This window comes from Mesorhizobium sp. RCAM 05099, assembly GCF_059683685.1.
Genome location: NZ_CM185035.1, coordinates 1,903,897 through 1,918,024 on the forward strand (window position 1 = coordinate 1,903,897; position 14,128 = coordinate 1,918,024).

A 14,128-nucleotide genomic window follows, 5' to 3' on the forward strand; every position below is an offset into this window, starting at 1 on the left:
GCGCCCCGGAACGGCAACAACAAGGGAGAAGGAGGGGTTCAATGGACAAGATGATTCTGGGAGCCGCGGTCGTCGCGGCGGGACTTTCGCAGGTGGCGCATGCTGGCGCCGCCGACCTGAAGATCGGGCTCGCGGTGGCGATGACCGGCACCTACGCACCCTACAGCGAGGCCGAAGGCGCGCGCTGCATGGCCGACGGACTGAACAAGGCCGCCGGCGCCGGTGATCCCAAGATCGAGCTGATGATCGAGGACAATCGTTCCGATCCGCAGCTTTCGGTTTCGCTCGGCCAGAAATTCCTCGATGCCGGCGCGCAGATCATCACCGGCGTGCCGTTCCCCGACGCGCTGATCCCGACCGCGCAGATCGCGGCGCCTTATGGCGCCACGGTGTTCTCGGCGCCGAACACGCAGCTCGAGATGCAGCAGGCCGGGCTCGACAATTTCATCGCCGGCGCGGTGCCGGATCCGATCAACGCGGCAGCCACCGCCAACGCGCTCTACGGCAAGGGCGCGCGCAGCGTGGCGCTGATGGTCTCGCCCGATGCCGGTTCCTATTCGGAAAAGCTGCCGGAATGGTTCGGCGAGGTGTTCGAGCATCTCGGCGGCAAGGTTGTCTCCAAGCTCAACTATTCCTGGGGCACCACCGACTGGTCGCCGCAGATCGCCAGCATCAAGGCCTTGCCGCAGAAGCCGGACGCCATCCACATTTGCGGCGTGCTGCCGGATGTCGGCATTTTCATCCGCCAGCTGCGCGCCAATGGCTATGACGGCTGGGTCGCCGGCTGCGACGCCTTCGACGACAAATCGCTGGAAGGCACCGTTGGCGATCCGGCGTCGCTGGAAAAAGTGATGTTCGCCACCCATGGCGCGACCGGCGTCGACAGCCCGATCGACAAGTTCCTGGCCCAGTGCAAGGCCGATGGCTACAAGATCAACGGCATCTTCGACGCACTCGGCGCCGACATGGTGCAGATCAGCTACGAAGCGGCGAAGAAATCAGGCACCGTCGAGCCCGCCGCCTTGCGCGAGGCGATCCGTGCACCGGGTGGCTATCCCGGCACTACGGCGCCGGTCATTTCTTTCGCCGAGAAGAAGGGCTACCCGGTCAAGGCGGTGCCTGTGATGGGCTTCTCGAACGGCAAGCGGGTGCTGATCTCCGATACGCCACCGACCTTCGTCCCGGCGCTGAACTGAGGCAGGCAGACTAGGTGATGATGGATCGAGCCTTCGCAGCGCAGGCCCAGTCGTGCTGACGGTCGACAATCTGATCGTCCGCTACGGCGCGGTGACGGCGGTGCGTGACCTCAGCCTGAAGGTTGGGCGGGGCGAGCTTGTCGCCCTGCTCGGTCCCAACGGTGCCGGCAAGAGCTCGACCATCAACGCACTGACTGGTCTGGTCACGCCGGCCTCCGGCCGCATCGTTCTCGACGGCCAGGACATCTCGCGGGTCCGCACCGAGGACCGCATTCGCGCTGGGCTGACCTCGACGCCGGAGGGCCGGCACATCTTCGCCAATCTGACGGTCGGCGAGAACCTGCGGCTCGGTGCGGCGACACGGCGTGACCCGAAGGGCGTACGCCAGGACATCGAGCGCTTCCTGGCGCTGTTTCCGGTGCTTTCAGAACGCTACGGCCAAGCGGCCGGCACGCTTTCGGGCGGCGAGCAGCAGATGCTGGCCATCGCCCGGTCGCTGATGTCGCGGCCGAAGCTGCTTCTGCTCGACGAACCGTCGCTCGGGCTGGCGCCGAAGATCGTGGTGCAGATCTTCGATTTCATCGGCGAGCTCAAGGCGGAGGGGCTGACGCTGCTGGTGGTCGAGCAGAACGCCAAGCAGGCGCTTCGTTTCGCGGACCGCGTCTATGTCGTCAGCGCCGGTACGCTTCGCCACAGCGGCCCGCCGGCAGGCCTCGCCGACGAACACGGCCTCTTCAATCTCTATATTGGCGGGTAGGCGGCGACATGGACTATGCCTTGCAGCAGCTTCTCAACGCGCTGGCTTTCGGCGCGGAATATTCGCTGGTCGCGCTCGGCCTCGCCGTGGTGTTCTCGATCATGGGCCTGGTCAATTTCGCGCATGGCGAAATCATCGGCGTCTCCGCCTACAGCGTGCTCCTGGCGGCGGCCCTTGGGCTGACGTCGCCAATCGTCGCCGTACTCCTCGCCGTTGCCGCCGCCGCACTGGCGGCGATAGCCTTCGAGCGGGTGGCGTTCCGGCCGGTGCGCTACGCGCCGACGACGACAGGGTTGCTGACCGCTTTCGGCGTCAGCATCGTCGTGCAGAACCTGTTCATGCTGCTGATCTCGCCAAAGCCGCAGTCAGTCTCGATCCTCAACGGGTTGAACCAGATGTGGTTCTTCGGCCCGTTCGCGGTGTCGTCATTGCAGGTGATGGAACTGGTCGTTTCCGGCCTCACCATTCTGGCGCTGGTGCTCTTCCTCAACCGCTCGACGCTTGGTCTGGCCATCCGCGCGGCATCGCGCGATTTCGCCACCGTGCGGCTGATGGGGATCAGGGCTAACCGGGTGATCGCAACGGCCTTCGCGATTTCGGGCGCGCTGGCAGGCATCGCCGCCGTGTTCATCATCGCGCGGCGTGGCAGCGTCTCGCCCGATCTCGGCTTCAGCCTGGTGCTGAAGGCATTCGTCGCTTGTGTCATCGGCGGCTTCGGCTCGCTTCCGGGAGCGGCGGCTGGCGGCATGCTGCTCGGCTTCATCGAGGTTGGCCTGCTAGTCGCGCTGCCGCAGGAATATGGGGGCTTCAAGGATGCGCTCACCTACGTGATCATCGTCGCGCTGCTTGTCTACCGGCCGGAAGGCCTGCTCGGCCAGCGGGTCGAACTCGGCGACAAGGAGATTTGAGGGTGGCGAGATTTGAAGTGTCGCAGGCAATCGAAAGTACCGCGCCTCCTGCCGCCGCCGTCGCGCAACCCGGCGGTTCCCTCACGCGGTCGCTGATCGGCGGGCTGGTGACGTCGCTGCCGGTGCTGATGGTCGGGTTGCTGATCCTGAATTTCGCACCGACCTATTACACCTATCTGGCGCTCGGTGCCTTCGTGAACCTGATCGTGGTCGTTGGCCTGCAAGTGTTCATGGGCAACAGCAACATCGCCAATCTCGGCCATAGCGCCTTTGTCGGTCTCGGCGCCTATGGCGTCGCCATCCTCTCCACGCCGCTGGCGATGAAGAAGCTGTCGATCCCCAATGCACCTTTCGGCTTCGCGACGCTGCAGCTCGATCCGGTATCGTCGGCGCTCATCGCGCTTGTCGTGGTCGGCATCCTTGCCGCCGTCAGCGGCAAGGTCATCAGCCGCCTGTCGGGCGTCGCGGCGACCATCGTCAGCCTGGCGCTGCTGATCATCGTCCATTCGGTGTTTCTCAACTGGACCGATCTGTTCAAGGGCAATCAGGCCTTCTTCGGCATTCCAAAGGTGGTTGGCCTGCCGTGGATGATGGTGTTCTCGGTCGTGGTGATCGTGCTGGCGCGGCTGTTCAAGGACAGCCGCTGGGGCCTGCAGCTGAGGGCCAGCGCCCAGAGCCCGCAGGCCGCCGCCGCACTTGGCATCGACGCCCGGCGCCTGCGGCTGATGTCATGGGTGCTGTCGGCGCTGATCTGCGGCCTGGCTGGAGTGCTCTACGCCTATTTCGCCGGCACGATCAGCCCCAAGCTGTTCTACTTCCAGATGATTTTCAACACGCTGGCGATGCTCATCCTGGGCGGCATGGCGACGGTGACAGGTGCCGTGACCGGCGTCATTGTGCTTTCGGTCGGGCTCGAATTCATCCGCAGCATCGAATCGGGCGTGACGATCGCCGGCATCCAGCTGCCGCAACTGCTCGGACTGTCGGGCGTGGCGCTCGGCGTCGTCATCGTGCTTTGCATGGCCTTCCGGCCAAGCGGCATCAGCGGGCGCTACGAACTCGACGAACTCTTGTCGCGATTTTTCAGGCGCAGCGCGAAATAGCGCAGCCCCTTGGTTTTCCTGGTGGAGGTTTGAACGTGGAATTTGAGGACAAGGCCGCGGAATACGCGCCGAAGCTTGAGGCGTTGCAGCGCGAATTGGCATCGAGCGGGGTCGAGTTTATCGAGGTGCACACGGTCGACACATCAGGAGCGTTCCGCTCGAAGATCGCGCCGCTGAAACTCTCGACCTATGGGGAATCGATCAACGCCATCCTCTATTGCGTCACCCATGGCGACGGCCAGCCGATGGGCGATGTCGCCTTCGCATCGCCGAGCGCCAATGAGGAGAACGGCTTTCCCAACATCAAAGGGATCATCGATCCGGCGACCGTCGTCCGCCACGGCTGGAAGCCGAAATTCGCCTCCGCCATCACGCGCTCCTACATGCTAGACGGAGCGGTCTGTCCGTTCGATCCGCGCGGCGTGCTGGCTCGCGTCGAGGAACACGCCAAGGCGCTTGGCTACGAGCCGATGTTCGCGCTCGAATACGAGTTCGGCATCTTCCACGCCGACCACGACCTGATGCGCGCCGGGCGCTACCGCGAGCTGAAGCCGTGGGGGCATTCGCTGATCAACTATGATCTGGTGCGCAGCGGCGAGTACCAGGATTTTGCCGCTGAATTCATCACCCGCATGAAGAGCATCGGCATCGGCGTCGCCTCGCTGGTCACCGAATATGGCTATGGCATGTATGAATATGCACTGACGCCGAAGAGTGCGCTGCAGGCGGCCGACGACGCCATGCGCGCCAAGCTGCATCTGCGCGAACTCTGTGCCGAACGTGGCCTGGTCGCCACTTTCATGACGCGCTTCCAGCCGCCGGGCAAGGAAAGCGCCTGCGGCGCGCATCACCATGTCAGCCTGTGGCGCGACGGCAAGCCGGCCTTCGCCGCCGGCCCGAACCGGCTGACGCCGGTCGCCCAGAAATTCCTCGCCGGCGTGCTGAACCGGATGAAGGAGACGCATCTCCTGTTCCGGCCGACGGTCAATTCCTACCGCCGCTTCGACCGTGGCGCCTGGTCGCCGGAAGACGTCGCATGGGGTTTCGAGAACCGCACCGCGCCGATCCGCGCCATCACCACGCCGAACGACGGCGCCTGCCGGCTGGAGCACCGTGCGCCGGGAGCCGACATCAACCCTTATCTGTCGATCGCGGCGATTCTGGCGGCGGGCTGCGAGGGTATCGAGAAGGAGCTGCCGCTCGAAGCGCCAGTGACATCGAACCTCGCCAATCTCGACAAGCCGAAACTGCCGCGCACGTTGAACGCCTCGATCGAGGCGTTCGCCGCATCAGACTTCTGCGCCGACGCTTTCGGCGAGACCTTCCGCGACAATTACGCCGAGAGCCGGCGGGCCGAGCAGGCGGCTTTCGATGCCTGGCAGGCGTCGCATATCACCGACTTCGAGTGGCAGCGCTACTTCGTCAGCTGATTGCGGCTCGAGATGCAAAACGAAACCGGCCAGCTTTCACCGGCCGGTCTGGCTGAAGCCTGATCAGATCAGCCGCAGACGCGGACCTGCTCGATCACCCTGTGATGGTGGCGCCAATGCTTGATCAGCTCGATATGGCAGCGGTGATGCCGGTGATGGCGACGGTACTGGCCGTCATTGTAGTCGCCGTATTGCACATCGCTGTTCTGATCGTTGCCATACTGGTTGTCCTGGTTGTCATAGATCCGCCGGTCATGATGGCGGCGAATGACGATCTGGCCGTTGTCGGACTGGTCGTCCGGTGAATACTGGTTGTTGTCGTCGGACTGGATAATCACGCTTGCGGCCTGCGTTGGCGCTATGACGGCGGCTGTGGCGGCCAATGCAACCATGGAAGCCAGGAATAACTTTTTCATGTCTCGTCCTCTCGCGGTTTCAGCTACATCAACTCGCGGAAGGACTTAGCGTTCCAATAGCGACCCATAAGCTTTTCAGGGCGGTGGGGCGTCAAGCTCGTCATCAACGGCTGGGGCCATGGCCCTACAAGCGAACAAACGCTGTCAGCGGCAGGTGATCCGAGGCAACCCGCGAAAGCGGCGTGTCGTGCGCTTCCACGGCCGAGATCATCCCGTGCCGGTTGGCCATGATGCGGTCGAGCGCCAGCAGTGGCAGGTTCGACGGGAAAGTGGGTACCGCCGGCGGCAGCGGTCCGAAGGTCACATGCAGCGTCTTCAGTGACGAGCGATTGCCAAGCCGCCATTCGTTCAGATCGCCGAGCAGCAGCGTTGGCGTCTCGTCGGGGCTGTTCATGATATCCAGCACGACCTGGGCCTGCTGCGATCGCGACCGGCGCAGCAATCCGAGATGGGCCGCGATGACCCGCAAGGTCCGGTTCCCGTCAAGATCGATTTCCGCCACCACGGCGCCGCGCGGTTCCAGTCCCGGGAGCCTGATCTGATGCACGTCGCGAACGACGCCCTTCTTGAACAGCAGGACATTGCCGTGCCAGCCGTGCCCTTTGCCATTGGCCGCGATCGGCACCGGCACCAGGCCGGTTTCCAGTTCGAGACGGGACAGGTCGAGAAGCCCGACGCGGTCGCCAAAGCGGTTGTCCGCTTCCTGCAGTGCAATGACATCCGGGTCGATTTCGCGGATGACGCGGCTGGTCCGCTCAGGATCGAACTTCCTGTCGATGCCGATGCATTTGTGGACATTGTAGGAGGCAACCAGCGTTCCGGTCATGCCCGCCCTCTTGGGGGCGCTGGCGTTTGCCTTCTGCATCCGCTTGTCGCGGATGGACAGAAGCATGCTTGCCGGGAGGCTGCGTCCAGTTCTCTGCATGTTTGTGCTGCTCGTCCTTGCTGGCTTCAATTCAGAACCTGGGTACCGTCAAAATAGAATCCATCGGCGTATGTTCAATGACGGCGGGCTCCCGAACAAGCCAATCTTGCCTAGAGATAGGGTGAGCCGAGCCACAATACCCGGTCAAACAGTCGAATGAGGAACGGCCGGGCCCGCAAGGAGTCCAGCGTGACCGGCACTGCGGAGGCGATTGCCAACCCGATCCGCGTCTCGATCTCGCTGGCAAAGCCCGTATCGAGGATCTCGAGGTCGATCTCGAAATTCAGCCGGAGCGACCGGGCGTCAAGATTGGAGGAGCCGACATAGGCCCACACGCCGTCGATCGAAAGCAGCTTCGAATGGTCAAAGGGCCCCTCCTTGCGCCAGACGCGGCAGTAGTGCTTGAGGACCTGATCGAGCTGCGCGGTCATCGCGCGATCGACCAGGAAGAGGTTGTTCACGGCCGGCACCACGATGTCGATCTCGACGCCGCGCCTTGCCGCGGTCGTCAAGGCGCTGATCAGTTCGCGGTCCGGCAGGAAATAGGGCGACATCAGGCGGATCGATTTGCGGGCGACGGAAAATGCGCCGATCAGCAGCTTGTGGTTGGTCTCGATGCTGGCGTCCGGACCGGACGCCACCGCCCGCACCAGCATCGGCAGGCCGGGGGCCGGCGACAGCGGGGCAATCCGCCAGGCATCGCCCTTCAGCGCCTCGTTGCCGGCGAAGCGCCAGTCCTCGGCGGCGACCGAAAAGAGATCGGCGACAACCGGGCCGGTGACCCGAAAGTGCGTGTCCCCGGCGCTGCTGGAGCCGGCGAACTCGGCAGAGAAGCCCTTGCGGATGTTCATGCCGCCGGTAAAGGCAACCGTGCCGTCGACGACGAGGATTTTCCGGTGCGTCCTCAGATTGGCGTAGGGCAGGCGCAGGCCCATGACGATGTTGCCGTTGAAGACATCGGCGGTGATGTTGGAATCGCGCAGATGCCCCAGGATGCTTGGCACGGAGTAGCGGGCGCCGACGGCATCGATCAGCACGCGGACGGTGACGCCGCGCCGGACGGCGCCGGCGAGCGCTTCGACGAAGCGCAGGCCGACGGCGTCATTGTCGAAAATATAGGTCTCGAGCAGGATGCTGCGTTCGGCTCCGTCGATCGCCGCGCACATGGCGGCATAGGCCTCGTCGCCCGTCTCCAGCACCGTGATTGCATTTCCCGGCTTGAGCGGGCGCCGCGCCACCCTGTCGCCCAGTGTCCTCAAGCCGGTGAACCGTGGCCCGTATCGCTCTATGATCAGGGCCTCTTCAGCGGCGATGTCGCGGTCTTGCTTGGCGGATGCGGCGTCGTCGGCCAGCGGGCGCTGCGCGCTGATCGAGGCGCGACGAATGCGGTTTATGCCGGCCACGGCATAGATCAGCACGCCAAGGATCGGCGACAGCACCATCACGCCGACCCAGCCGGTGGCCGCGCGGACATCCTCCTTCGTCATGACGGCGTGGATAATGCCGACAGTCGCCATCACCACGGAGATGATCGCGAGGATTTGCGGCCAGTGAGTCGCCAGGGTCTGCAACATTGCCGGGACTATCCAGCGAGCGGTTGCAGAACGCAATGCGGCCGTTCATGCCCAGCATGCTTGCCGCCGGCCTGGCCAGCGTCTCAGGTCTGAATCGGTGGCGCAGGATTTGATGATATCGGTCAGGCGGCGATGAATACTCCAGCGCAGAGCCGCGTACCGGACAACTGGTCCCAGTGGGTCGGCGCGGAATCGGCGATCACGATGCCGAGGCGGCAACCGGTGAAGACGCCGCCCACGTTTCGGCGATGGCGACGATCGCGGCGTTGATCGGTCCGCTCGGGATCGTCGGCATCACCGAGGCGTCGACGACAAAGATGTTCTCGAAGCCGTTCAGCCGCAAGTCGGGGTCGACGACGGCGTCGGCATCCTTGCCCATCCGGCACGTGCCGGCGGGGTGATGGTGCGTGGAGGCTGCCTTGGCGATGAAAGCGTCGAGATCGTCGTCCGATTGCACGGATGATCCCGGCAGAACTTCCACGTCGCGCCATTCGTCCAGTGCCGCATGATGGCCGACCATGCGCGCGGTCTTCAAGGCCATCCGGAAAACCGTGCGGTCGTGTTCGGTTTCGAGATAATGCGGGTCGATGACCGGCGCATCGTTACGGCCCGGCCCGCCCGGTGCGATGCGCCCACGGCTCGTTGGATGGGTGACGCCGCACAGGATCGTGAAAGCGGATCCGTAGGACGGGGCATTCAGGCCCTCGGCCGCTGAGGGAGCGACGACGCAGCCGAGCACGATGTCGGGACTTCCCGCGGCACGTGTCAGGTCGTCGCTGTGCAGGTACATCAGCGATTCGGAGTGCTGCAGGCGGGATGGTGGCACCGGCTTTTTCGCGGCGTAGACATTGCCGAGCGCCAGCAGATGGTCCTGCAGGTTGCGGCCGACATCGCGCCGGTCGGCAAGGCAGCGGATCCCCGCCTGCTTCAGCGCGTCTGGATCGCCGATGCCCGACCGCATGAGGACAAGCGGCGAGGACACCGCGCCGGCACAAAGAACGATCTTGTCGGCGCAGACCGTCATGGGATCTCCATTGCAGACGACAGCCACGCCGGTGGCCCGGTGGCCATCCAACACCAGATGCTCGACCTCGTGGGCCGTGAGCAAGGCGAGGTTCGGTCGCGCCAAGACCTCCGGCGGCAGGTAGGCGTCGGCGACGCTCAAGCGCTTGCCGTCGCGTATGTTGAGTGAATTGGGGCTGGTGCCGACCAGTTCGCCGCTGTTGTGGTCGGTCAGGGTGGGGACCCCCATGGCTCGCCCGGCGGCGATGTAGGCGCGCACGACCGGACTGACCTCGGCGTCCGGCAGGTACACGTCCAGCGGTCCGTTCCGGCCGCGCGTCGGCGCGTCGAAGGCCGTGAAGGCTTCGCTGCGGACAAAGCCCGGCAACAGTCCTCGATAAGACCAACGTTCGCCGCCGGCTTGCGCCCAGGTTTCGAAATCATCGGGATGGCCACGCAAATAGGCCATGGCATGCAGGCAACTCGAACCGCCGACGATTTTTCCGCGCGGCCATTCATGGACGCGGTTGGCGGTAAACGGTTGCGGCACGGTCCAGTAGGCCCAGTCGTAGGCGCGGCCTTGCAGCATCGTCCATTTCAGAGGGTCGGCGATATCCGGATCGGACGGCATGACGCCGGCCTCGATGAGGCCAACCTGGCACGAGCTGTCCTCGCTCAGCCGGCTGGCCACCACCGCCCCGGCGGATCCCGCGCCGACGACCAGCACATCGAAATGACGCGTCAATTTGAAAGTCCCCGCGAGCAGGCTGATTGGCTAGAACGTGCAACGATCACGCGGCAAAAGCGCCGGCATTCGACCGTTCCGTGATCTGTCTTTGCACGGAGAGCAAATGCGCGCGCATGGCGGCTTCCGCCGCCTCGGGATCGCGCTGCGAGATCGCCTCGGCAATCAGACGATGTTCGCCATCGCGCTCGGCGATCCGCTTGGGGCAGGTGGGCGCGGCGGTACGTGCGATCTTTACCCGCGCATCGACCCCGACCTGACGCAGCATCTTGTAGAATTCCGCCGCGAGATGGTTGCGGGCAGCGGCGACGATGGCGAGATGGAAGGCGAAGTCGACCGCGCCCGAGGGGGCGTTCTCCGGTGTGGTTGCGGCGTCCATGATCCGCGCCGTCTCGAAGGAGGAGGCGCGCAGCGATGCCAGCCGGGCGAGACCGGGCTCCATGAGCAGGCGCAATTCCAGTACCTCGATCGGGTTGGTTACCCTGACCAGTTCCTCCCCATATCTTGGCAGGGCGGTCGGCGCCCGCCTGGCGCGCGCCGGCTTGAGGTCGCCTGAATGGCGCAGCACCTCAAGCGCCTTGCGAAGCTGATGGCGCTTCACGCTCAGATGTTCCGCAAGATCGCGCTCGGACGGAAGTTTGCCGCCGCCTTGTTGCAACTGGCGGACCGCGGCAATGATGTCGTCGAGATCCGATGGTTCGACCTGCGGCTCGAATGCGCTCAAAACCAAATCTCCTGTCCGATCGGCAGGTGCCGACTCAACGTCCGGTTATCATATTGTGACACGAAACCTGATGGAAACGGCACTCAACCAATTCAACCAATCTACATCTGCATGCGATGGTTGACAACACCAGTTGCGCGATGGTTGACTGACTTCGTTGACGGCCGCCATCGCGGCTGTCCTTCTCCCGAGGATCACGCATGCCGGCTGGCGAAACCTTTGACTACGTCATTGTCGGCGCGGGTTCGGCCGGCTGCGTGCTGGCAAACCGGCTGAGCGAGGACCCCGCGATTTCCGTGCTGCTGCTGGAGGCAGGGGAATGGGACCGCGATCCGATGATCCACATCCCGCTCGGCTGGGGCAAGATCCTGACCGAGCGCCGTCACGACTGGATGTATTTCTGCGAGCCCGAGGCCAATGTCGGCGGGCGCAAGGTCGAATGCGCGCGCGGCAAGGTCATCGGCGGCTCTTCATCCACCAATGCCATGGCTTACGTGCGCGGCAATCGCGGCGATTACGATCGCTGGGCGGCAAGCGGACTGACCGATTGGTCGTTCGACAAGGTGCTACCCTACTTCAAGAAGCAGGAACGCTGGGAAAAGGGCGAAAGCCGCTATCGCGGCGGCAGCGGGCCGCTGAGCACCCAGTTCTGCCGCTACAAGGATGAACTGATCGATGCCTTCGCCACGGCCAGTCGGGATGCCGGATATCCGCAGACCGACGACTACAACGGCGCCATACAGGAGGGGTTCGGCCGCCTGCAGATGACCATTGCGAACGGCCGCCGCTGCTCGACCGCGTCCGCCTATCTGCGTCCAGCCATGCGCCGCGGCAACGTCAAGGTTCTGACCGGCGCGATGGCGACGAGGATTCTCTTGAGGGACGGGCGTGCGACGGGCATCGCCTACACCAGGGGTGGCGCGACACACGAGGTTGTGGCACGGCGTGAGGTCCTGCTTGCCGGTGGCGTCATCAATACGCCGCAGCTCATGATGCTGTCGGGAATCGGTGACAGCGCCGAACTTGCGGCACATGGCATCGAGACCAAGGTCGATCGCCGGCAGGTCGGCAAGAACCTGCAGGACCACGTTTCTGTCATCCTGATGTATCGGCGCAAGCAGCCGGGGCCGTTTCTCAAGATGATGCGGGCCGACCGCATCGGCCTCGATTTCGTCAAGACCTATCTCACCGGAAAGGGCTTTTCGGGAGATGTGCCTGGCGGGGTCGTGGCGTTCCTGAAAAGCGATGCAAGCCGGCCCCTACCGGATGTCCAGCTGCTTTTCACCGCTGCGCCTCTTGCCGCATGGCCCTATATGCCGCCGTTCAAGGCGCCCTTCGCCGATGGCTTCGCGACACGCATCGTCGCCGTGCAGCCGGAAAGCCGCGGCAGCGTCAACCTGGCGTCGAGCGATCCGCTCGCCGCTCCGCTGATCCATCAGAACTTCCTGTCTTCGCAGCGCGACTGGCAGTCGCTTCGCGCCGGCTTTCGTGTCGCGCGCAACCTTGCCAGCCAGCCGTCCATGGCTCCGTTCGTTGGCGCGGAATTCTTCCCCGGTCCGAAATGCGAGAGCGACGACGAAATCGACGAGCATATCCGCAAGACATCGATCACCGTGCATCATCCGGCCGGCACCTGCCGCATGGGCGTCGATGCGGATTCGGTGGTCGATCCGGAATTGCGGGTGCGCGGCGTTGCCGGACTTCGTGCCGTGGACGCTTCCGTGATGCCGGATCTCGTCTGCGGCAACATCAATGCGGCGGTCATCATGATCGCCGAAAAGGCCGCGGATCTGATCCGCAGCCGCGCTCAACAGAGCGTAGCGGCCTGACAATGGCGGCTGGAATGCAACCAAAATCTTTTGGTTGAGATTAAAATCTGTATTGGTTGAGCTGCCGTGTGATCGTGCATGGCCGTAGCGGGGTGGTCGCAACTCGCATCCACTAGCTTGTTTTGTGCGCTCTTTAGCCATTTTCTGCCTATTTTCGGGCATTTGCCTCTCGAAAACGCACCTCAACCAAAAACTTCAAAATTTCGCAATTTGGGGATTGTCGAGTAAAACCAATGCGAATACGGTTGAGTTGGTTAGAAGCATTTTCTTCGCGATGAGAGGTGTCCGATATGTCCCTGGCGCAACCAGCTAACGATGGGCTGACCAACAAGAAGGCGGCCCTCAAGGGCCTCTATGACGCTCTCTACGAAAAGAACATGTTTCCGTTCTGGGCGACGTCGGAAGGCGTCGACCATGACGAGATCAAGCAGCTGATGGCGACGTCGAAGGCCATTCCCTTCGTTTGGTCCTATTCGGACATCGAGCCGCTGCTGCAGCGCGCCGCCGAACTGGTGACCATGGACGACAGCGAGCGCCGTTCGCTGATCCTGGTCAATCCTGGCCTTGCGCCCAAGCGTGCATCGGTCAGCACCATGTACACCGCCTACCGCCTGAATGATCCGGACGAGATCATGCCACCGCACAAGCATTCGCCGAGCGCCATCCGCTTCGGCCTGACCGGCAAGGGCAACTTCACCGGCGTCGAAGGCGAGGACGTGGTCTTCGGCCCGGGCGACATGGTGCTGACGCCCAACGACGCCTGGCACAATCATGGCACCGTCGGCGGTGAGCAGGCGGTCAACCTGTCGGTGCTCGACCTGCCGCTGGTCGAGACGCTGCACGCCGTGCATTTCGACCACAAATACACCGAGATGGTCGATGGCAAGGAAGTCGAGAAGAAGGTGCAGACCGCGCGCTATCCGAACGACTACTCACAGCGCATCTATGGCGAGGGTGGCCTGATGCCGCGCTTCGTCGACCACAAGCGCGGCGGCGGCCTGTCGTCGCCGATGTATGTCTATCGCTGGGAGAAGATGGAAGCGGTCCTCGACGCCCACAAGGATTGGGATGGCGACCCCCATGAGGGCATCGTCGTCGACTACATCGATCCGACCACCGGCGGACCGGTCTTCCGCACCATCAATTTCTACGTTCAGATGCTGCGTCCAGGTGAGAAGACGCTGCCGCAGCGGGAGACCGCCAGCCTGCTTTTGGCGCCGTTCCGCGGCAGCGGCCATTCGATCATCGACGGCAAGCGTTACGACTGGAACCAGTTCGACACCATCGCCATACCGGGTGGCTCGTGGGTCGAGCACGTCAATGGCTCCGCGACGGAGCCGGTGATCTTCTTCGGCGCGACCGACGCTCCGACCCAGAAGGCGCTGCTGCTCTACAAGCGCTGGGGCCGCAACCAGGCTGGCGATCTGCTTCGCCTCGCCTGATCCCGGTCCTCCGGCATGCAATGTCGCGCCGCCAATGGCGGCGCGGACATCGAAAAAGACGTTTCAGCAGCAAGGGC

General features: G+C 63.8%; 12 protein-coding genes. 7 read left to right on the forward strand and 5 right to left on the reverse strand.

Features of this window, described 5'->3' with window-relative positions:
• Positions 1–41 precede the first annotated feature (41 nt).
• From AC56QQ_RS09355 to AC56QQ_RS09375, 5 genes are read left to right on the forward strand one after another with little or no spacing between them, the layout of a single operon-like run.
• Entirely contained in the window at positions 42–1,196 is a 1,155-nt protein-coding gene (locus AC56QQ_RS09355) for an ABC transporter substrate-binding protein (protein ID WP_497126609.1), read from the forward strand.
• A gap of 52 nt (positions 1,197–1,248) precedes the next feature.
• Positions 1,249–1,953 carry an ABC transporter ATP-binding protein gene (locus AC56QQ_RS09360; RefSeq protein WP_489863017.1) on the forward strand — a complete coding sequence of 235 codons (705 nt, stop codon included), beginning with the start codon at positions 1,249–1,251 and terminating at the stop codon, positions 1,951–1,953.
• A gap of 8 nt (positions 1,954–1,961) precedes the next feature.
• Positions 1,962–2,861, forward strand: a complete 900-nt coding sequence (locus AC56QQ_RS09365; RefSeq protein WP_489863016.1) for a branched-chain amino acid ABC transporter permease — start codon at positions 1,962–1,964, stop codon at positions 2,859–2,861.
• A gap of 2 nt (positions 2,862–2,863) precedes the next feature.
• Positions 2,864–3,964, forward strand: a complete 1,101-nt coding sequence (locus AC56QQ_RS09370) for a branched-chain amino acid ABC transporter permease (protein ID WP_489863015.1) — start codon at positions 2,864–2,866, stop codon at positions 3,962–3,964.
• A gap of 35 nt (positions 3,965–3,999) precedes the next feature.
• Positions 4,000–5,394 (forward strand): glutamine synthetase family protein, encoded by a 1,395-nt coding sequence (locus tag AC56QQ_RS09375; protein WP_497126611.1) that lies wholly within the window; start codon positions 4,000–4,002, stop codon positions 5,392–5,394.
• A gap of 68 nt (positions 5,395–5,462) precedes the next feature.
• Here AC56QQ_RS09375 and AC56QQ_RS09380 read toward each other — a convergent pair whose 3' ends face one another.
• The 5 genes from AC56QQ_RS09380 to AC56QQ_RS09400 form a co-directional block, all read right to left on the reverse strand.
• Positions 5,463–5,810: a hypothetical protein gene (locus AC56QQ_RS09380; protein ID WP_489863013.1), complete on the reverse strand. Its 348-nt coding sequence runs from the start codon at positions 5,808–5,810 to the stop codon at positions 5,463–5,465.
• A gap of 124 nt (positions 5,811–5,934) precedes the next feature.
• Positions 5,935–6,735: an endonuclease/exonuclease/phosphatase family protein gene (locus AC56QQ_RS09385; protein ID WP_497126613.1), complete on the reverse strand. Its 801-nt coding sequence runs from the start codon at positions 6,733–6,735 to the stop codon at positions 5,935–5,937.
• Positions 6,736–6,845: 110 nt separating this feature from the next.
• On the reverse strand, positions 6,846–8,309 hold the full coding sequence (locus AC56QQ_RS09390) for a phospholipase D-like domain-containing protein (RefSeq protein ID WP_497126615.1): 1,464 nt from the start codon (positions 8,307–8,309) through the stop codon (positions 6,846–6,848).
• A gap of 199 nt (positions 8,310–8,508) precedes the next feature.
• Entirely contained in the window at positions 8,509–10,056 is a 1,548-nt protein-coding gene (locus AC56QQ_RS09395) for a GMC family oxidoreductase (protein ID WP_497126617.1), read from the reverse strand.
• A 46-nt stretch (positions 10,057–10,102) separates the two neighbouring features.
• Positions 10,103–10,780: a FadR/GntR family transcriptional regulator gene (locus AC56QQ_RS09400; protein ID WP_256751587.1), complete on the reverse strand. Its 678-nt coding sequence runs from the start codon at positions 10,778–10,780 to the stop codon at positions 10,103–10,105.
• 200 nt (positions 10,781–10,980) lie between these two features.
• Here AC56QQ_RS09400 and AC56QQ_RS09405 point away from each other — a divergent pair, with 200 nt between their 5' ends.
• Positions 10,981–12,609: a GMC family oxidoreductase gene (locus tag AC56QQ_RS09405; RefSeq protein ID WP_489863008.1), complete on the forward strand. Its 1,629-nt coding sequence runs from the start codon at positions 10,981–10,983 to the stop codon at positions 12,607–12,609.
• Between the two features lie 290 nt (positions 12,610–12,899).
• Positions 12,900–14,051 (forward strand): cupin domain-containing protein, encoded by a 1,152-nt coding sequence (locus AC56QQ_RS09410; protein WP_497126619.1) that lies wholly within the window; start codon positions 12,900–12,902, stop codon positions 14,049–14,051.
• The last annotated feature ends 77 nt before the right edge of the window (positions 14,052–14,128 follow it).

Excerpts from the sequence above, each read along its gene's own strand:
- AC56QQ_RS09355 (WP_497126609.1), top strand. The coding sequence starts at position 42 with ATGGACAAGATGATTCTGGGAGCCGCGGTCGTCGCGGCGGGACTTTCG.
- AC56QQ_RS09365 (WP_489863016.1), top strand. The coding sequence starts at position 1,962 with ATGGACTATGCCTTGCAGCAGCTTCTCAACGCGCTGGCTTTCGGCGCG.
- AC56QQ_RS09380 (WP_489863013.1), bottom strand. The coding sequence starts at position 5,810 with ATGAAAAAGTTATTCCTGGCTTCCATGGTTGCATTGGCCGCCACAGCC.
- AC56QQ_RS09385 (WP_497126613.1), bottom strand. The coding sequence starts at position 6,735 with ATGCAGAGAACTGGACGCAGCCTCCCGGCAAGCATGCTTCTGTCCATC.
- AC56QQ_RS09390 (WP_497126615.1), bottom strand. The coding sequence starts at position 8,309 with ATGTTGCAGACCCTGGCGACTCACTGGCCGCAAATCCTCGCGATCATC.
- AC56QQ_RS09405 (WP_489863008.1), top strand. The coding sequence starts at position 10,981 with ATGCCGGCTGGCGAAACCTTTGACTACGTCATTGTCGGCGCGGGTTCG.
- AC56QQ_RS09410 (WP_497126619.1), top strand. The coding sequence starts at position 12,900 with ATGTCCCTGGCGCAACCAGCTAACGATGGGCTGACCAACAAGAAGGCG.